The organism is Agrobacterium tumefaciens, assembly GCF_005221385.1.
GTDB lineage: Bacteria > Pseudomonadota > Alphaproteobacteria > Rhizobiales > Rhizobiaceae > Agrobacterium > Agrobacterium tomkonis.
Genome location: NZ_CP039904.1, coordinates 2,017,894 through 2,035,458 on the forward strand (window position 1 = coordinate 2,017,894; position 17,565 = coordinate 2,035,458).

Consider the following 17,565-nt stretch of genomic DNA (forward strand, 5'->3'; position numbering starts at 1 on the left):
AGGCGCCCGTCACCGGCGGCGCCTGGTCTCTCACCAAAAACAGACTGATGACCGACGCGGGCAGTCAATCGGCTGGTTGAACAAACCACAATTCATGGGCTAAGGCTGCGGGGTATCTGAGGATCGGAAACGGTCCGCCCAAGGCCATTGGTTCACATGATCCCTGTCGCACTCCCGTCCGTCGAAGCGCTGCTTCTCGTCGCCTTCCTTCTCACCACGACCTTTGTCTGGGTCGTCTGGACGCTGGGGCTGCTCATTCGATATATCTGCGGCCGCTGGAAACGCCCGATGCTGCTGCCCTATGGGCTGGTGACCGCCATCGCAGCCTTCACCGTGTGGAAAACCGGTGATTTTTATATCCATATGCGGGCTTATGACAGGGAGAGGACGGCAAGCTACCGGCCGGAACTGCTTGCACCAACCCGGCTTGGCCAGATCGATATGCCCAAAGGTACGAAACTCGAGCTGGCCATTGCCGATACAAGGGACGCCTTCAGCAGCGCCTTGTTTCCGCATCCCGTGCGCGTTGCAGATATCGATGCCGTCGAGATCGCCCGCTATATCGCGATAAAAACCAACGACAACTCCGAAACCGTCGGCTTTACCCCCGACAACATGCGGATAACCGGCAATGGCGTAACCATCCAGAGCGGCTGGCGCTGCGACGCGACCCAGCCGGTGGAATTTGATCTGCGGCCCGATGGCAGCATATCCGCCTTCAGCAGATGTATTCTTGCCAATGGCAATGTCGTCGATGGCATCACCCTGCCGGAAGGAACGTCCCTGCGCGCTTCCACCGGCAATGTCTATATCGACGGCTTCGTCGATTCCGACAGATGGGTTCTCGGCACGCCGCAGGGTCAGACCATCCACGTCGATAATTTCGATCTCTCCGATGCGACGATTGCCCTTGATGACGAACGAAAACTCTACGAAATCAAACGCGCGGTCCTGTCAAAAGAGGCAACGCTCGGAACCCGCCGCCATGCGTCCGGAACCCATGTTCGCTATAATTCCCGGCACCTTCGGAAAGATTATCCAGCCGCATGGCTGCTCACCCCACCTCTGCCTGATGTTGATCTTCAGCCGTCATCGCCCGCAAGCCTCGTGCAGAACAGGGAAGGAGACGTTCTGGCCACCCCGGCGGATTGAACCCGATCTGGCCGAGATGCGGGGAAATAGCTCGTCCGTGAGCTATCTTACCGGCCATGGTCGAAGGTCACGAAACGTGCTGAAACACTGGGGACAAAGGGAAAATCCCAATCGAGAACGATCTCAAACACCGCGAACAGCTGTCAAAAGATACTGTAGCGCCGCAGGTGTCTTCTGGTGATGGATCGCGGGTGGCCGCGATCCATCGTCGCACTGTGCTTTACCGCTCCCGGTAAAAGATCATGCCGCCATGGTGCAGGACATCATCTATGAATGTTCCATCCGCGGTAAAGCCGGTATCGTCCCGGTAATCGATGTGATTGCCGGTCACGACGTAACGGCCCTGATAGGCGCTTTTACGGTTGCCGCGGGCTTCGTCATAACGCCCGTTGGCCAAAAGCTCCTGACGGATATGGCCGTCACCTGTCACCCACATGCCGATATAGGGGTGAGCTTGCGGGGGCGTGGAACCGGCGCTGGTTTCGGTCCCCGTCAGCATGGCAATGGCAGCGGCAACGGGTATCGTCATGTTTTTCATCTGTTTTCCTCCTCAGGCGGCAGCCGTTGGGCGAACAACGATCTCGTTCAGATCGACGTCATCAGGCTGTTGGATAGCGAAACGCACCGCGCGGCCGATGGCATCGGGCTTTAGCGCAATGGCGCGGTAGGTTTTCATGGCCTCGACTGCTGCCGGATCGGTGATCGTTTCCGCCAGTTCGCTTTCCACCACACCGGGATGAATGCAGGTGACGCGCAGATCCGGCCGTTCCTGCCGCAACCCGTCCGAAATTGCCCGAACGGCGAATTTCGTGGCGCAGTAGACGGCGGCGGTCGGCACCACCGACAGCGCCCCGATGGAGGCGATATTGATGATGTGGCCGGAACCGCGCGACGTCATCTCCGGCAGCACGGCCGCTATGCCGTGCAGCACGCCCTTGATGTTGACTTCGACCATGCGGTCCCATTCGTCGACCTTCATCGAGGCCATCAGGGAAAGCGGCATAACGCCGGCATTGTTGATCATGACATCGACTCGGCCGAAGGTTTCGCGCGCCTTCTCCGCGAAATCTGCCACGTCGGCACGGTTGGTGACATCCAGTCGGCTGACCGCCACCTGGCTGTTACCCGCTTCCCGGATCTCCTTTGCGAGTTCCTCCAGCCGCTCCGTGCGGCGGGCGCCGAGCATGAGTTTTGCGCCAGCCTTGCCGAGTTCACGGGCGATACCCGCGCCAATGCCGCTGGAGGCTCCCGTGATGAGAACAACCTTGTCCATCGTTCCGTCCTTCCTTTTTAAAACCACCGCTCGATTGCGGTTGCATGAAAGATAGACAGGCAGCATTGTTGAGATAAGATGCCTATTAATTTCCATAGTGGTAAGGATAGCTAAACAGTGACGCCCGATCTGAACGCTCTCTCCGTCTTTGGGCTGGTGGCGGAACTGAAGAGTTTCAGCGCTGCCGCGGACCGAATGGGCGTGTCACGTTCCGCCGTCAGCCAGACAATTAGACGGCTGGAGGAAATGCTCGGCCTGGCGCTGGTGCTGCGCACCACCCGCAGCGTCAGTCTCACCGAGGCGGGTGAGGGGCTTTATGCCAATATCGCTCCCGCCATAGCCGAAATGTCGGCGGCGGTGGAACAGGCGGGCGAATTGCGCGAAAGTCCGAATGGGCTGTTGCGGCTCGCCGTTTCTTCCATTGCCGAAGACTTCCTGTCCGGGCCGCTTCTTGCCGGCTTCACGGCTGCCTATCCGGATGTCCACCTAGATGTCATGGTGACCGATGAGGAGTTCGATATTGTTGCCGAAGGTTATGACGCAGCCGTGCGGCTGGGCGAGGTGATCGATGAGGACATGATCATCGTGCCTATATCCGGGGATGTGCGGCAGCTCGCGGTCTGTTCGCCTGATTATCTCAAAGGCAGAGCCAAGCCCACTCACCCGAAGGAACTGGCACATCACCGGTGCATTGGCTGGCGGCCGGCTCCGCGCAGCGCACCCTATCGCTGGGAGTTTGCGCAGGCCGGGCGGGAATTCAGCGTCGCGGTCGCGCCGGAGATCACCACCAACGACATGGCACTGATGATCCGGATGGCGGTGGCGGGAGCGGGGATCACCTTCGGTATCGAAGATACCTTCCGCAGCTGGATCGATCGCGGTGAGCTGGTGCCGCTGCTTGAAGATTACTCACCTTATTTTCCCGGATTCTACCTCTATTATCCGAGCAGGCGTAATCTGGCGCCCAAACTCCGGGCGCTGATCGATCACGTGAAGACATCAAGGCAACGCACGCGGTCGCTTTAGACGATCATGGCGCGCCTTGGCTTCGATGTCGCTTTACCGCAAAACCGATGACAGAAATTCGCGGGTTCGCTCTTCTTTCGGCCCGCCGAAAATTTCCTCCGGTGCTCCCTGTTCGCAGATGCGGCCCTTGTCGAAAAAGCAGACGCGGTCTGACACTTCGCGGGCAAAGCGCATCTCGTGGGTAACAAGCAGCATCGTCAGATCGTGTTCATGGGCCAGATCACGAATGACGGAAAGCACTTCGCCCACCAGCTGCGGGTCGAGCGCCGAGGTCGGCTCATCAAAAAGCAGCACACGCGGACGCATGGCAAGCGAGCGGGCAATGGCGACGCGCTGCTGCTGCCCACCGGAAAGCTGCACCGGATAATGATCCTTCTTGTCGGTCAGCCCAACCATCTTCAGCAATTCGATTGCCCGCGCTTCCGCTTCTGCGCGGGCAATGCCCAGCACCCGCACCGGCGCTTCCACGATGTTGCGAAGCACCGTCATATGCGGAAAGAGGTTGAAGCTCTGAAACACCATGCCGACGTGATTGCGGATCTGGCGAAGGTGCTTCTCCGAAGCCTGAAAGGGGCCTTTGCCGCCTTGTTCATGGTAGGAGATATCGGCAAGGGTAAGCTTGCCCTCCTGGAACGGTTCCAGCGTCATGAGAATGCGCAGAACCGTTGATTTGCCGGAGCCGGAAGGGCCGATAAGCGTAACTTTTTCGCCCTTTGCCACGCTGAAATTGAACTGGTCGAGAACCGTCAGAATGCCGAAACGCTTCGTGACATCGGAAAATTCGATCAGCGGCTGATTGGTGGTGTTGGTCATCGCAAGGGTATTCCTGCTTTTGGAAGTGCCCTTTGCAGGCGGCTGAGGCCTGCCGAGCAGATTATTGTCAGAAGGAGGAAGATCAGGCCCACAAGCGTCAGCGGGACCAGATATTCGAAGGTGCGCTCGCCGATCATGTTGGCAAGCCCCATCATCTCCAGAACCGTGACGACGGAAAGCACCGGCGTTTCCTTGATCATGGCGACAAGGTAGTTGCCCATGGCCGGCACGATGCGCGGGATGGCCTGAGGGATGATGATATCTCGATAGGTCTGCATGCGTGTGAGATTAAGTGCAGTCGCCGCTTCCCATTGGCCATGTTGCACGGCCTCGATGCCGCCGCGATATACCTCGGAGGTGTAGGCCGCATATTGCAGGCCGAGCGCCAGCGCGCCGGTCAGGAAGGCGGGTAGCACGATGCCGAAATCCGGAAGCACGTAATAAAGGAAGAACAGCTGCACCAGAAGCGGCGTATCGCGAAGGAATTCGACAACCAGCGCAGTCGGCCAGGAGATCATCTTGACCCGGCTGCGACGCAGCAGTGCAAAAACAAGCCCCAGAACCAGCGCGATGGCGAAGCCGGCGGCTGCCGCCTTCAGCGTCACCGTCAGGCCGATCAGGATGATCGGCAGGATTGACGTTGTGTAGGTGAGCCAGGTGGTGGTGTCCCATTCGTAGCCATACATCATGAGAAGATATCCTTACGAATGGCGGGTGCGCGGAAAGACGTTGCCGCGCCTGACGAAATGTTCGATCACCCGGATGATGACCATCAGGATCAGGGACATCGCGAAATAGCAGAGCAGCGTGATCGAATAGATGCTGGTGCTGTCCAGCGTCAGGTTGCGGATCGACTGCGCCGCAAAGGTGAGGTCGGCAATCGAGATCAGCGACACGAGCGAGGAAAGTTTCAGCGTTTCTATCGCCAGATTGCCGAATGCCGGCATCATCTCGACGATTGCCTGTGGCAGCGAGATGCGAAACAGCGTCTGCATCCGCGTAAAATTCAGCGCCCGGGCCGCTTCCAGCTGCTGCACGGAAACGGAGGATAGCGCACCGCGCACGATCTCTGCGCCATAACCGCCGGCATGGGCGGCAAGCACCAGAATACCTGTGGTGATCGGATCAAAGCTCAGCCCCACCAGCGGCAGCGCGTAATAGAACCAGAAGAGCTGAACCAGCAGCGAGGTGCCACGAAACACCTCCGTATAACAAAGCGCGACCGTGGACAGGATGGGGCCGCCCTCGACACGCAAAATCCCGAAGAAAAAGGCAAGCGATGTCCCGACAACGAGCGCTGCGAGCGTGATCGTCATGGTGACGACGGCGCCTTGCCACATCATCGGCAGGTAGGCGGTCATATCCATCTGGAGTTTTCCCAAGTTCCTGACGAGCGGCGCCCGGCGAAGACCGAGCGCCGATGAGCTTTATTTTCCGGCGCAGAGATCGGCGACCTTCTTTTCGGCAGCGGCCGCGATACTCTGTTCGGAGAGACCGTATTTGGACAGGATTTTCTTGTAGTCATCCGTCTTGCGGAACTCGACCAGAGCGGCGTCAAATGCGTCGCGCAACTCCTTGTCCTCGGGGCGGAAGGCGAAGCCGCCATAGTTGCGGACCGGCGCATCCTTCACGATCGGATCCACGAACGGCTTGACCTGCTCGACATTGGCCTGGTTCTTGGCGAGTTCGGAGACGGTCAGCTCCGTGGCCGCATAGGCATCCGCGCGGCTCTGCACGGTGGGGATCGCATCCGCATTGGCCGGAATGAAGACGATCTGCTCTTCCTTGACGCCGACTGCCCGCAGGAAGTCGACATTGTTGGCGCCTGAGACGACGGCCACCTTCAAGGATGGATCCTTGGCGATATCGGCATAGGTCGTCAGCTTCTTCGGATTGCCCTTCTTCACCAGCAGGCCCTCGCCGTAGGAAGAATTCGGCTCGGTGAAGGAGACCTGCTTGCAGCGTTCGGGCGAGATGTTCTGTTCTGCCGCCGCGAAGTCGAAGCGACGGGCCTTGAGGCCGGGGATCAGCGTGCCGAACGGCGTCACTGTCCAGTTGACCTCTTCGATACCCATGGATTTCAGAACCGCATTTGCCACATCAGGCCCGATCCCGGCAGATGTGCCGTCGGGCTGCATGTAGGAATAAGGGACTTCGTTTGCCGTGGCGGCCCGGATATATCCCTGGCTCTTGACCTCCTCGAGGGTCAAGGCGCTGGCCGAGGTCACGCCGATGGCAAGGGCAAGGGCGGAAAGCCCGGCGAGTTTGGTGATGTGCATGGTATTACTCCTCTGGTTGGGTTGCGTGGTCCGTTTTCGGATCTCACGTGGGTTCGTTTGACTATGTGTTCTCCGTTACCGTGGCGATGACGGAAAGGCAGTCGCCGGCCTTGATCAAGCCGGGAACGTGGCGCGCCGCAAGCACGCCATGCATGGATGCGCGGTAATCGACCGGCGCGAGGCCGGTTTTTCCGACCGGATAGACCCGGGCGATGGTTTCACCTGCCGTGACCGCGTCTCCCAGATCGCGGACAAAGGCGACGAGCCCGTCATCTTCGGCAAAAGTGAAGCAATCGCTGGAGGGCATGTCCAGCCAGCGGCTTGGGGCGGAATCCGGCGAGCCGGCCAGTATGCCGGCATGGCGCAGCAGGTTGAGGCTGCCCCTTCGGGCTATATCGATCGATCTTGCGCTCGCCGTGCCGGCCCCGCCGAGTTCGGTTGTCACAAAAACCTTGCCGAGTTCCTCGACAGTCGTGTCGAGCATGCCGACGGCGTCGATTTCCAGCATCTTCATCGAATAGGGCGCCGCAAAGGCCGCCACCGCCTCAAAACAACGGGCCTCCTGTGCCTTGTCGGGCAATTCGTGAGCGGCGGCATAGGGCAGGAAGTCGAGCGTCCTGCCGCCGGAATGGAAATCGAGAACAATATCCGCCAGCGGTATCAGATGGCGGGTCACGTAATCGGCGATCTTTTCCGTCACCGTTCCATCAGGCCGGCCGGGAAAGCTGCGGTTCAGGTTTCCCCGATCGATTGGCGAAGTACGTGTGCCCGCGCGAAAGGCCGGATAGTTGAGTGCCGGCACGATGATGATGCGCCCGCTTACCTCAACCGGATCAAGCGTATGGGCAAGCTCGAAAAGTGCCGCCGGCCCTTCATACTCGTCGCCATGATTGGCGCCGGTCAGAAGCGCTGTCGGCCCTTCGCCATTGGCGATGATGCAGATCGGGATCATCACCGAACCCCAGGCACTGTCATCGCGGCTGTAGGGTAGCCGCAAATGACCGTGCTGCACGCCTTTCGCGTCGAAATCGACGGAGGGCGTGATCGGCGAGGGGCGAGGAGCGTTGCTCAACATCGTCTCAGCCCTTCACGAAGAGTTGCCGCGGCACGTTCGACAGGCACTCGACGCCCGTTTCGGTGATCGCGATGCTTTCGGTGATTTCGAGCCCCATGTCCTCAAGCCACAGACCGGTCATGAAATGGAACGTCATGCCGGGTTTCAGCTCCGTGCGGTCGCCGGGCCGCAGGCTCATGGTGCGCTCGCCCCAGTCAGGCGGATAGGACAGGCCGATCGGATAGCCGGTACGGTTGTCCTTGATGATCCCGTATTTTTTCAGCACCGCGAAAAAGGCATTGGCGATGTCTTCGCAGGTGTTGCCCGGCTTCGCCGCCGAAAGTCCGGCTTCCATGCCTTCGAGCGTTGCTTTTTCCGCGTCGAGAAACGCCTGTGTCGGCTTGCCGAGAAAAACGGTGCGCGACAGCGGGCAGTGGTAACGCCTGTAGGCGCCGGCGATCTCAAAGAATGTCCCTTCTCCCAGACGCATCGGCTTGTCGTCCCATGTCAGATGTGGCGCCGAAGCGTCGGCTCCCGACGGCAGCAGCGGAACAATGGCGGGATAATCACCGCCGAATTCGGCGGTGCCGCGAATACCGGCATCGTAAATCTCGGCAACGAGATCACATTTGCGCATGCCGGGCTCAACGACATCGACGATGCGCTTGTGCATCAGCTCGACGATCTTGCCGGCTTTGCGCATATAGTCGAGTTCGGTCGGGCTCTTGACGGCCCGCTGCCAGTTCACGAGACCGGCGGCGTCCTTGAAGCGGGCGTTTGGCAGATTTTTCTGCAGCGACGCAAAGGCGGCGGCGGAGAAATAGTAGTTATCCATCTCGACGCCGACGGTGAGGCCGGACCAGCCCCGCTCTCCGATGATCTGCGATAGCAGATCCATCGGGTGCCGCTCGGTCGATTGAACGTAATGATCGGGGTAGCCGATAATATTGTCATGGGCGAGGTAGGCTGTGCGCTTTGCGCCATTGGCGTCCTGCTTGCGGCCATACCAGATCGGCTCGCCATCCGGCGGCACCAGCACGCATTGATGTACATAGAAAGACCAGCCGTCATAACCGGTCAACCAATGCATGTTGGACGGGTCGGTGACAACAAGAAGATCGATGCCGGCCTTTTCCATGGCTCTGCGGGTTTTGGACAGGCGCGCGGCATATTCCTCGCGCGTAAAGTTCAGCGTTATGCTCACGCTGCATCTCCCATTTTCACGCTGTTTTCGATGATTTGGCCGCTCTTCGCGTCTCTTGCTCTGATGACGGCGAGATTGGCGATGGCGGTGTCCTGCACGCCAGTGCCGGTCAGGTCGGCAAAGGTTATTTGGTCCCGGCTCACCCGGCCCTGCGCCTTGCCGGCGATGATGGCCCCAAGTTCGGCGAATTGCTGATCTGGCATGACACGCCCTGCGGTAATCGCATGGTGTAATTCGCCGAGAATACGGGTCTGGGTGAGACGGTCCGCGACATAGGTCGCCCGGACAAATACGCCGGGGTCAATCTCGTTCTTGTGTTCGGCGTCCGATCCCATCGCGGTCAGGTGTTGGCCCGACTCCAACCAGTCGGCAAGGAGGATCGGTTGTTCTGATGGCGTTGTGGTGACGATGATCTCCGCGCCTCGTATTGCGTCACGCGGGTCGGGTAAGGCGGTGGCCTCGATGCCGTGTTCGCGCGCGAAATCGTCGGCGAGTTTCTGCGCCCTGTCGTGGTTTCTTGCCCATATCCGGGCCGATTTTATCGGGCGAACCAGCATCAGGGCCTCCAGTTGCAACCGTGCCTGCATGCCTGCGCCGAAAATCGTGGCGATGGAGGCATCCTCGCGCGACAGGTGGCGTGCGGCGACGGCGCCGGCTGCGGCGGTGCGAATATCGGTGAGATAACCATTGTCGAGAAGCACCGCCTGCACCAAACCCGTTTTTGCGCTGAAGAGGATCATCAGGCCGTTGAGGCTCGGCAGGCCAAGCTTCGGATTATCGAAGAAACCGGGGCTGACCTTGATGGCGAAACCTTCAAAGCCGGGCACATAAGCTGTCTTTACATCCACTTCGCCGCGGAACTCTGGAATGTCGAGACGCAGGATCGGCGGCATGGCGACGGCTTCGGTGGCAAGCGCTGCAAAGGCCCGCTCGACACAATCGATGGAAGACAGGTCGAGCTTGATGATGGCGCGAAGGTCGTTTTCGGTCAGGATAGTGATGCGGTTCATGCGACAGCTCCGTCGACGATTGTCTTGTGAATGGCCGGGTCGATATTGCCGCCGGAGACGATCAGGGCGGTGGGGCCGGCGATTTTGATCTTGCCCGACAGGATTGCGGCAAAACCAACTGCGCCGGCCCCTTCCACGATCAAACCTTCTTCACGTGCCGCATGGCGAATGCCGGCAGCAATCTCGGCCTCGGAAACCAGCACGATCTCGTCAAGCAGCGAGTGGCAGAGTGCAAAAGTCACGCGGTTTTCAAGCCGGATGCCACCACCCAGCGAATCCGCCAGTGTTTCCTCTTCTCGCACGGAGACAGGCTTGCCAGCCGAGACCGATGCATGCATCGCCGCGCCGCGCTCCATGGAAATGCCGATGATACGGGCCTGCGGCTTCAGAGCCTTCACGGCCACGGCGATGCCGCCCGCCAGGCCGCCACCCGAGAGAGGGATGAGGATGGTTTGCAGATCAGGCATGTCTTCGACAATTTCGATGCCGATCGTGCCCTGACCAGCCACGACATTCACATCATCAAAGGGCGGGATCGACGTCAGGCCGTGGCTGCCTGTCAGGCGTTCAACTTCCTCCTGCGCGTCGTCCTGCGATCTGCCGACGATGCGAATGTCGGCACCGAGGGCGCGGATGGCTTCGACCTTGTTTGCCGGGACGAGCGAGGACATGCAGACCGTGGCGGGAATGCCGAGTTTGCGCGCGGCATAGGCGACAGCGCGGCCATGATTGCCCGTCGAGGCGGTGACGAGGCCACGCCCGCGTGACTCGTCGTCAAGTGAGAGGATCGCATTCATCGCGCCGCGCAGTTTAAAGGCGCCAATCGGCTGAAGGGTTTCCAGTTTGAGATGGACCGGCGCGCCGTGGCGTTGTGACAGGAAATCGGAGCGAACCAGCGGCGTCCGCTCTACGTGGCCGAGGATACGCGCGGCAGCCTGCTCGACATCCGCCACCGAGACCGGCAGCAGGAATTTTTCAGCGGATATGGAAAGGTTTTCGCTCTTCATGATTGTCATGTTGGGAGCGAAGTAAAATCATGTCAATTATTATATTGTAATGATTCAATGATTTTCGAGCAAGGCTGTTTCAGCCGATGGAACCTATATCATAAACCGGCGGTAGCTGCTCGAAGGCCTGACGCACCGTCGTCAACGCCTTGACGAGGGTTTGATGGTTGAGGCGTCCACCGAGACATATGCGGATACCGCCGCCATGGCCGGGGCCGGCAACGAAGGGTTCCGATGGCGTGACCGCGACGTTCTGGTTGGTCAGGGAACGGACCAGACCGTCTTCCGTCCAGTGCGGCGGAACCTTGAGCCAGGCGCAGAAGGAGAGAGGATGGCTGGAGGCGATATGGTCGCCGAGAATTTCCATCGCAATGGTCTGCCGTGCACGGGCTTCGGCACGCTGGACGTCCAGCAACCGGCGCGCGGTGCCGTTTTCAACCCAGCGTGTGGCGATTTCGGCGGTCAGATATGTCCCGCTCCAGCTCGACACGCGCAGGATGGAGGCGGCGCGGATGGAATAGGCGGGTGGTACGACGAGATAACCGACGCGTAGCCCCGTTAGGACCGTCTTGGTAAAGCTGGTAACGAAGAAGCCCAGATCCGGCAGCATCTCGGTGATGGATGGCAACCCGTCTTCGATCATCGGGCGATACACTTCGTCCTCAATCACGAAGACGCCGTGTCGCTGCGCAATTGCGGCGATTTCGCGCCTGCGTTCCGCGCCCGCGACATGACCGGTGGGATTGTTGAGGGTGGGGATGAGAACGAGCGCCCGCACCCCGCCCGCCGCGCAGGCGGCCTCCAGCGCATCGGGCAAAATACCCTCGCCATCGGTGGGCAGCCCCTTGAGGCTGAACCCCAGGATGTTCGAAAGGCCGATAATGCCGTGGTCGGTAAGGTTTTCGCACAGCACGACGTCGCTCGAACGGACGATGCAGCTGAGCGCGAGGAAAATACCGTGCGCCGCGCCGTTGGTGACAAGGATACGCTCCGCACCGGCCGTGACGCCCATCATGCCGAGCCAGCTGCGTGCCGTCTCGCGATGGCTGTCCAGTCCCGCGACCGGACGGCAGGGGCGCATGAAGCCCGAATTGTCGCTATCCGCCAGTTCGCGCAGGATCGCACGCGAGGCAGTTTCGTGCTCTTCGAGATAAACGCCGCGGATAATGGAAAGATCGAGCACCTCGGTCGGGCTGTGATCCAGCATCATGCGGCCCGCCCGGTCGGTTACCCGCGCCTTGACGAAGGTGCCGCGGCCGATTTCGCCGCTCAGATAACCCAGCCGTTCAGCCTCCTTGTAGGAAAGGCTGACGGTCTGGACGGAAAGGCCAAGATCGCGGGCCAGATCACGATGGGTCGGCATGCGGTCCATCGGCTTCAAGACACCGGCATCGATATCGGCGATGATCCGTTCCGTCAGTGCCGAATGTTTGGTCTCGCCCTTCTGCTTGGTCAGGCTTGGCCGCCATGCCACCGGTTTTGTTGCGGGAACCGGATCGAGGCTGAGCGGATTGGCTTGACGACGCATGAAATTGTCTCGTTTTTAGCGAAGGTAATTTCATGACATTATGCACGGTTCTTCAAAAAGATGAAGCCTTATGCATCACCGGTGACGATTGCACGGCGAATATGCGCAATCGTCACGTCGTTGCCGCTCAAACAGGCATTGATGGCGCAAGCCGGGATGGGTGGATCCTCAGATTTTTTCGCCGGCCTGTACCAGTTCATCCATGACGCTGCGAACAGCAGCTTCGGCGATGGCGATGATCTCGTCCACCTCTGCCTTCGTCGTGACGAGTGGCGGCGCAAAACCCAGAATATCGCCATGCGGCATGGCGCGCGCAATGAGACCGCCGTTGCGCGCCGCCTTGGAAACGCGTGCACCGACCGCAAGGCCGGGGGCAAAGCGGGTTTTCCTATCACGATCGGCGACAAATTCGATCGCGCCCATCAGGCCCACACCGCGCACTTCACCGACGATTGGCAGCTGGGCAAACTTCGCCTTGAGCTGTTCCTGGAAATAGCTGCCGACGGCCCGTGCATTGCCCGGCAGGTCTTCCTTTTCCACAATGTCGAGAACGGCATTTGCCGCTGCCGCACCAATCGGATGGCCCGAATAGGTATAGCCGTGGGAGAAGGCGCCGACGCGGTCAGCGCCTTCCTCCATCACCTTGTAAACCTTTTCGCCGACGATTGCGCCGGAGAGCGGGAAATAGGCGGAGGTCAGGCCTTTGGCGACGGTAATCAGATCCGGTTCGATGCCATAATGCTGCGAGCCGAACATGGAGCCGGTACGGCCGAAACCGGTGATCACTTCATCGGCGATCAGCAGGATGTCGTATTTCCTGAGGACGTTCTGTATCGCCGCCCAGTAACCCTCCGGCGGCGGTGTGATGCCGCCCGTGCCGAGCACCGGTTCGGCAATGAAGGCGCCAATCGTGTCGGGATTTTCCCGAAGGATAAGGGCCTCGAGCTCGTCGGCACGCCGTTTTGAAAATTCCAGTTCGGTCTCACCTGCTTCCGCGCCCCAATAATGATGGGGAGCGCCGGTGTGCAGGATGCCGGCACGCGGCAGATCCATATGGTCGTGATAGAAGCTCATGCCGGTCATGGAGCCGGAGACGACGCTGCAGCCGTGATATCCCCGCTCACGCGAGATGATCTTCTTCTTTTCCGGCTTGCCGCGCAGGTTGCTGTAATACCAGACAAGCTTTGCCTGCGTCTCGTTGGCATCCGAACCCGACATGCCATAAAAGACCTTGCTCATCCTGCCTGGCGCCATTTTCACCAGCCGGTCAGAAAGGATTGCCAGTTCGTCGGTCGTGTGGGCGGCGTAGGAATGGTAATAGGCAAGGCGATAGGCCTGACGGGAAATAGCCTCGGCCACCTCGGTGCGGCCATATCCGACATTGACGCAATAAAGCCCGGCGAAACCATCGATCAATTGTTTGCCATGCGCATCCTGAATGCGAATGCCCTTGCCGGTTTCAACGATCGTCGGCTCGCCGAGCTTGCCGCTGGCGAAATCCTTCAGCTGCGTAAAGGGGTGCAGAACCGCGTTGCGATCCATTTCGGCGATACGTTTGATATCGATGGTCATGACAGAAATTCCTTTCAGGCAGCAAGATTGCCGAAGCAGACATATTTGGGTTCAAGATATTCCAGGAGACCATGGCGCGACCCCTCGCGGCCAAGTCCGGATTGCTTCCAGCCGCCGAATGGAACGGGCGCGCCGGTGAATTTCGGCGTGTTGACGGCCACCATGCCGTATTCCAGCTGATTGGTGAGACGCATCGCCCGGCCGAGGTCGTTGGTGTAGAGATAGGCTGCGAGCCCCATTTCCGTTGCGTTGGCGCGGCGGATCACCTCCTGCTCGTCATCGAACGGCAATATGGCGGCGACCGGCCCGAAGGTTTCCTCACGGGCGATCAGCATGTCGTCGGTAACGTCGGCAAGGACCGTCGGCGTAACGAAATTGCCGCCCAGAGGGCTATCCTGTCCGCCGCAGACCAGACGTGCGCCGGCTGAAAGAGCCTGGGCGATCTGCTGACGGCATTTCTCGGCAACTGAGGCGCGCGTCATCGGGCCAATGTCGATATCGGGTTCAAGACCGTGGCCGACCACAAGTTCGGACGTCGCTTTGGCAAACTGATCGACGAACCGTTCGTAAACCGCGCGTTGAACGTAGATACGGTTTGCCGCAAGGCAGTCCTGTCCTGATGTGGCGAATTTTGCGCCGAGGCAGCCTTTGACCGCCTGGGACAGGTTGGTGTCGTCGAACACGATGAAGGGCGCATGGCCACCAAGCTCAAGCGATGCTTTTTTGACCGTTGCCGCCGATTGTTCGAGGAGGATCCGTCCGACCTGCGTCGAACCGGTGAAGGAAAATGCGCGAACATCGGTGTGTTCCAGAAGGCGGCGCGCCAGCGGGGCGGCTTCGCCGGGCAGCACCTGTAAAACGCCTGATGGCATTCCCGCTTCTTCTGCAAGCTTTGCCAGAGCCAGAGCCGAGAGCGGCGTTTCAGGCGCCGGTTTGACGATCATGGTGCACCCGGCGGCAAGAGCGGCACCCGCCTTGCGGGTTATCATGGCGGAAGGGAAGTTCCATGGGGTGATTGCCACGGTAACGCCGATTGGCTGCATCTGCACGGAGAGGCTGCCGCCCTTCAAATGGCTCGGGATGGTTTCACCATAGGATCGTTCGCCTTCGCTCGCGAACCAGTCGAGAAAATTGGCGGCATAGGAAATCTCGCCAAGGGATTCAGAAAGCGGTTTGCCCTGTTCGGCGGTTATGATGGTGGCGAGATCATGCGCATTTTCGCGCATCAACCTGCTCCACGCGCGCAGTATGTCGCCCCGTTCGACGGGCAGCCGTTCGCGCCAGTCGAGAAAGGCTTTGCCGGCGGCATCGATTGCGACATCGACATCGTCGAGCGAGCAGGAGGTTACCGCGAGAAGGTGGTCGCCGGTGGCCGGATCGATAACATTCAGTTTCTCGTCACGCGCCACCCAAGCCCCATCAAGAAAGGCACGATGCTCGACCAGATCGGTCCGATGCAGACTTTTTAGCGCCGCGCTGGCGATATCTTTCATGAGGAGGCTCCCTTTTTATTTGCAAGGAGCTTAGCGGCGCGGCATCATCGATCGGCGGCGTTTGTTCCTGTCGTTACGCAGGAATAGTGCTTAGTTTCTCATATTGGCGCAGGAATTCTGCATGACCACCATAGATCGAGCCGACAGGGCGTTGCTTGACGCCGTGCAAAAGAACAACCGCCTGACATCGGAAGAACTGGCGCAGATCGTCAACCTGTCGCCCACGGCATGTCAAAGGCGGCTGAAGCGCCTGCGCGAGGAAGGGGTGATTGAAGCGGATGTGGCAATCATCTCACCCAAAGCCGTCGGGCGCGGCATCACCATGATCGTTCTGGTATCGCTGGAGCGCGAGCGGGCGGATATCGTCGATCGCTTCAAGGCCGCCATTCGCGCCACGCGGGAAGTCATGATCGGCTATTATGTGACAGGCGACGCCGATTTCATCCTGGTCATCACGGCAAGGGACATGGAGGACTACGAGGCTTTCACCCGCCGTTTCTTTTATGAGAACCATGACATTAAGGGCTTCAAGACCATGGTTGTGATGGATCGTGTTAAGGCCGGCTTTGCCTTTCCAATCGAAGCCTGATTGGCGTGCCTCTGGTTCCACATGAGCGTTTCGGATGATCTTTGGAATGATCCCGCACCCGCGGACTGAAAACCTGCGAAGGCAAGCGTTGGAAACGCGTGTGCTGGCGTAATGTAACGCCAGCACAATTGCGCTTGATCAGGCGCCTGCCTCCGAACGGCGTGAGGCAGAGAGTGTAACGATCAGTCGGGACGCTGCAGCAGAGCGAGACCGACCGTGGATGCGGCGAGGATGGCGGTGAGAGCCAATGGCGCAGTAGCCCCATAGGAATCAACGATGTAACCGCCGAAAACCGCACCGATACTGATGGCCACCTGAAAAGAAACGACCATCAGGCTGCCGGCTGCCTCCAGTGCGTCGGGTGCGCCACGGGAAAGGTTGGTCGGCAGCACCACGGGCGCCATGCCGAAGGCAAGGCCCCAAAGGGCGACGAGTGCAAATGCGGCGCTGGTATGAGCACCCCAGACAACGAGGGCGATCGTCGCAAATGCCATCAGGGCGGCGGTAACGATGAGTGCGAGGCGGATACTGGTGTCAGCCATCCGGCCTCCCAGCACATTGCCGATCACGGAAGCGACGCCAAAGCCGAGCAGGGCGAGAGCAATCGGCGTGGTCTCAAGCAGCGTCACCTGTTCGAGGAAGGGGCGCACATAGACCGAACCGGCAAAATGCCCCGTCATCAGCAACAGGATCGCCAGCATCCCAAGTTGAACGCTGCGCCGCCGCGTCAGCCGCAGAACATCGGAAAGACTGTTGCTTGTACTTGCCGGCAGCGACGGCAGGCTGAGGATCTGCAGCAGCATGGCAATTATTGCCAGTCCCGCCGTCATCGACATGGCGATGCGCCATCCCACCCAGTCACTGATCAAGGCGCCCATTGAAGGGGCAGCGATGGTGGCAAGCGAAACGCCAAGGGTGACGATAGCCATGCCACGCCCGGTCGAATTCGCGCCGACGAGCCGCGCCACAACCGCAACCGAAAGCGCCCAGAAACCGCTGAGCGCAATCCCCAGTCCGGCCCGGCCCACCAACAATAGCCAGAAATCGGCAGCAACTGATGCGAGAATGTTGGAGCCGATCGCCAGTGCGCTAAGTCCGACAAGCACGGTCTTGCGGTTCAGTTTGCCGATGAGAACATTGCTCAGCAACGCCGTCACAGCGCCAACGGAAGCTGTCGCCGTAACAACCTGACCGGCTGTACCCTCGGTAATGCCGAGATCGCGCGCCATGGGCGTCAACAATCCCGCCGGCAGGAACTCGGCCGATACAAGTGCGAAACTGGTGGCCGCCATCGAAAGAACCGCGAACCAGGTCGCAGCTGTCCACGCGGGTTCCTCGGCGGCCTCCAGGGCAATTGTTGACCCATCAAATTCTGATGTCGTGTCCGTCATGGTCTCTCTCCTTGAGTTGGGAGAGTTTTAGACGAATTTTTTCGGATGATATGTATCTAAAAATCCGAATTTCATGCCTATTCCTCCGAATTTTGTGCGTTGCACAATGTTCGGATGTGCATGTGCGTGGATCCCGTTTGAACGCTGACATCGCGATGAAGGACGGATTTGGGG

17 protein-coding genes are annotated in these 17,565 nt (G+C 59.6%); 3 read left to right on the forward strand and 14 right to left on the reverse strand.

All coding sequences use genetic code 11. From position 1 onward, the window contains the following. Positions 1-156: 156 nt before the first annotated feature. Positions 157-1,152: a hypothetical protein gene (locus CFBP6623_RS24450; protein ID WP_080843110.1), complete on the forward strand. Its 996-nt coding sequence runs from the start codon at positions 157-159 to the stop codon at positions 1,150-1,152. A 220-nt stretch (positions 1,153-1,372) separates the two neighbouring features. Here CFBP6623_RS24450 and CFBP6623_RS24455 read toward each other — a convergent pair whose 3' ends face one another. Next, positions 1,373-1,651, reverse strand: a complete 279-nt coding sequence (locus CFBP6623_RS24455) for an Atu4866 domain-containing protein (protein ID WP_408606507.1) — start codon at positions 1,649-1,651, stop codon at positions 1,373-1,375. Between the two features lie 51 nt (positions 1,652-1,702). Continuing rightward, positions 1,703-2,425 (reverse strand): SDR family oxidoreductase, encoded by a 723-nt coding sequence (locus CFBP6623_RS24460; protein ID WP_080843276.1) that lies wholly within the window; start codon positions 2,423-2,425, stop codon positions 1,703-1,705. 117 nt (positions 2,426-2,542) lie between these two features. On the opposite strand from CFBP6623_RS24460, the gene CFBP6623_RS24465 reads away from it, so the two are divergent. Continuing rightward, positions 2,543-3,451, forward strand: a complete 909-nt coding sequence (locus tag CFBP6623_RS24465) for a LysR family transcriptional regulator (protein WP_080843112.1) — start codon at positions 2,543-2,545, stop codon at positions 3,449-3,451. A 33-nt stretch (positions 3,452-3,484) separates the two neighbouring features. Here CFBP6623_RS24465 and ehuA read toward each other — a convergent pair whose 3' ends face one another. The 11 genes from ehuA to CFBP6623_RS24520 form a co-directional block, all read right to left on the reverse strand. Then, positions 3,485-4,264: an ectoine/hydroxyectoine ABC transporter ATP-binding protein EhuA gene (gene ehuA / locus CFBP6623_RS24470; protein WP_080843113.1), complete on the reverse strand. Its 780-nt coding sequence runs from the start codon at positions 4,262-4,264 to the stop codon at positions 3,485-3,487. Then, positions 4,261-4,953 (reverse strand): ectoine/hydroxyectoine ABC transporter permease subunit EhuD, encoded by a 693-nt coding sequence (ehuD, locus tag CFBP6623_RS24475; protein ID WP_080843114.1) that lies wholly within the window; start codon positions 4,951-4,953, stop codon positions 4,261-4,263. The genes ehuA and ehuD overlap by 4 nt, the downstream gene beginning before the upstream one ends. Before the next feature lie 12 nt (positions 4,954-4,965). Further along, complete coding sequence (gene ehuC / locus CFBP6623_RS24480) at positions 4,966-5,631, reverse strand: ectoine/hydroxyectoine ABC transporter permease subunit EhuC (RefSeq protein WP_080843115.1); 666 nt, start codon at positions 5,629-5,631, stop codon at positions 4,966-4,968. Between the two features lie 60 nt (positions 5,632-5,691). After that, on the reverse strand, positions 5,692-6,543 hold the full coding sequence (gene ehuB / locus CFBP6623_RS24485) for an ectoine/hydroxyectoine ABC transporter substrate-binding protein EhuB (RefSeq protein ID WP_046801287.1): 852 nt from the start codon (positions 6,541-6,543) through the stop codon (positions 5,692-5,694). A gap of 61 nt (positions 6,544-6,604) precedes the next feature. Beyond that, on the reverse strand, positions 6,605-7,618 hold the full coding sequence (doeB, locus tag CFBP6623_RS24490; RefSeq protein ID WP_080843116.1) for a N(2)-acetyl-L-2,4-diaminobutanoate deacetylase DoeB: 1,014 nt from the start codon (positions 7,616-7,618) through the stop codon (positions 6,605-6,607). 4 nt (positions 7,619-7,622) lie between these two features. Further along, a complete protein-coding gene (gene doeA / locus CFBP6623_RS24495) occupies positions 7,623-8,801 on the reverse strand; it encodes an ectoine hydrolase DoeA (protein ID WP_080843117.1) in 1,179 nt (392 codons plus the stop codon). Further along, positions 8,798-9,811 carry an ectoine utilization protein EutC gene (gene eutC, locus CFBP6623_RS24500; protein WP_080843118.1) on the reverse strand — a complete coding sequence of 338 codons (1,014 nt, stop codon included), beginning with the start codon at positions 9,809-9,811 and terminating at the stop codon, positions 8,798-8,800. Before eutC ends, doeA begins: the two co-directional genes overlap by 4 nt. Then, positions 9,808-10,827 (reverse strand): hydroxyectoine utilization dehydratase EutB, encoded by a 1,020-nt coding sequence (eutB, locus tag CFBP6623_RS24505; protein WP_080843119.1) that lies wholly within the window; start codon positions 10,825-10,827, stop codon positions 9,808-9,810. The genes eutC and eutB overlap by 4 nt, the downstream gene beginning before the upstream one ends. Before the next feature lie 70 nt (positions 10,828-10,897). Beyond that, positions 10,898-12,346, reverse strand: a complete 1,449-nt coding sequence (locus CFBP6623_RS24510; RefSeq protein ID WP_080843120.1) for a PLP-dependent aminotransferase family protein — start codon at positions 12,344-12,346, stop codon at positions 10,898-10,900. 168 nt (positions 12,347-12,514) lie between these two features. Continuing rightward, positions 12,515-13,918 carry an aspartate aminotransferase family protein gene (locus tag CFBP6623_RS24515; RefSeq protein WP_046801293.1) on the reverse strand — a complete coding sequence of 468 codons (1,404 nt, stop codon included), beginning with the start codon at positions 13,916-13,918 and terminating at the stop codon, positions 12,515-12,517. A 14-nt stretch (positions 13,919-13,932) separates the two neighbouring features. Beyond that, a complete protein-coding gene (locus tag CFBP6623_RS24520) occupies positions 13,933-15,411 on the reverse strand; it encodes an NAD-dependent succinate-semialdehyde dehydrogenase (RefSeq protein WP_080843121.1) in 1,479 nt (492 codons plus the stop codon). 121 nt (positions 15,412-15,532) lie between these two features. On the opposite strand from CFBP6623_RS24520, the gene CFBP6623_RS24525 reads away from it, so the two are divergent. Beyond that, positions 15,533-16,000, forward strand: a complete 468-nt coding sequence (locus tag CFBP6623_RS24525; protein ID WP_046801324.1) for an Lrp/AsnC family transcriptional regulator — start codon at positions 15,533-15,535, stop codon at positions 15,998-16,000. A gap of 182 nt (positions 16,001-16,182) precedes the next feature. Here the strand turns inward: CFBP6623_RS24525 and CFBP6623_RS24530 are convergent, their stop codons facing one another. Then, entirely contained in the window at positions 16,183-17,391 is a 1,209-nt protein-coding gene (locus tag CFBP6623_RS24530; RefSeq protein ID WP_080843122.1) for an MFS transporter, read from the reverse strand. Between the last annotated feature and the right edge of the window lie 174 nt (positions 17,392-17,565).

What these genes read in the sequence shown, in the direction of transcription:
- ehuB (WP_046801287.1), bottom strand. Translation starts at nt 6,543, where the DNA reads ATGCACATCACCAAACTCGCCGGGCTTTCCGCCCTTGCCCTTGCCATC.
- CFBP6623_RS24530 (WP_080843122.1), bottom strand. Translation starts at nt 17,391, where the DNA reads ATGACGGACACGACATCAGAATTTGATGGGTCAACAATTGCCCTGGAG.
- eutC (WP_080843118.1), bottom strand. Translation starts at nt 9,811, where the DNA reads ATGAACCGCATCACTATCCTGACCGAAAACGACCTTCGCGCCATCATC.
- eutB (WP_080843119.1), bottom strand. Translation starts at nt 10,827, where the DNA reads ATGACAATCATGAAGAGCGAAAACCTTTCCATATCCGCTGAAAAATTC.
- doeB (WP_080843116.1), bottom strand. Translation starts at nt 7,618, where the DNA reads ATGTTGAGCAACGCTCCTCGCCCCTCGCCGATCACGCCCTCCGTCGAT.
- CFBP6623_RS24455 (WP_408606507.1), bottom strand. Translation starts at nt 1,651, where the DNA reads ATGCTGACGGGGACCGAAACCAGCGCCGGTTCCACGCCCCCGCAAGCT.
- CFBP6623_RS24520 (WP_080843121.1), bottom strand. Translation starts at nt 15,411, where the DNA reads ATGAAAGATATCGCCAGCGCGGCGCTAAAAAGTCTGCATCGGACCGAT.
- CFBP6623_RS24450 (WP_080843110.1), top strand. Translation starts at nt 157, where the DNA reads ATGATCCCTGTCGCACTCCCGTCCGTCGAAGCGCTGCTTCTCGTCGCC.
- ehuD (WP_080843114.1), bottom strand. Translation starts at nt 4,953, where the DNA reads ATGATGTATGGCTACGAATGGGACACCACCACCTGGCTCACCTACACA.
- ehuA (WP_080843113.1), bottom strand. Translation starts at nt 4,264, where the DNA reads ATGACCAACACCACCAATCAGCCGCTGATCGAATTTTCCGATGTCACG.
- CFBP6623_RS24510 (WP_080843120.1), bottom strand. Translation starts at nt 12,346, where the DNA reads ATGCGTCGTCAAGCCAATCCGCTCAGCCTCGATCCGGTTCCCGCAACA.
- ehuC (WP_080843115.1), bottom strand. Translation starts at nt 5,631, where the DNA reads ATGGATATGACCGCCTACCTGCCGATGATGTGGCAAGGCGCCGTCGTC.
- CFBP6623_RS24525 (WP_046801324.1), top strand. Translation starts at nt 15,533, where the DNA reads ATGACCACCATAGATCGAGCCGACAGGGCGTTGCTTGACGCCGTGCAA.
- CFBP6623_RS24515 (WP_046801293.1), bottom strand. Translation starts at nt 13,918, where the DNA reads ATGACCATCGATATCAAACGTATCGCCGAAATGGATCGCAACGCGGTT.
- CFBP6623_RS24460 (WP_080843276.1), bottom strand. Translation starts at nt 2,425, where the DNA reads ATGGACAAGGTTGTTCTCATCACGGGAGCCTCCAGCGGCATTGGCGCG.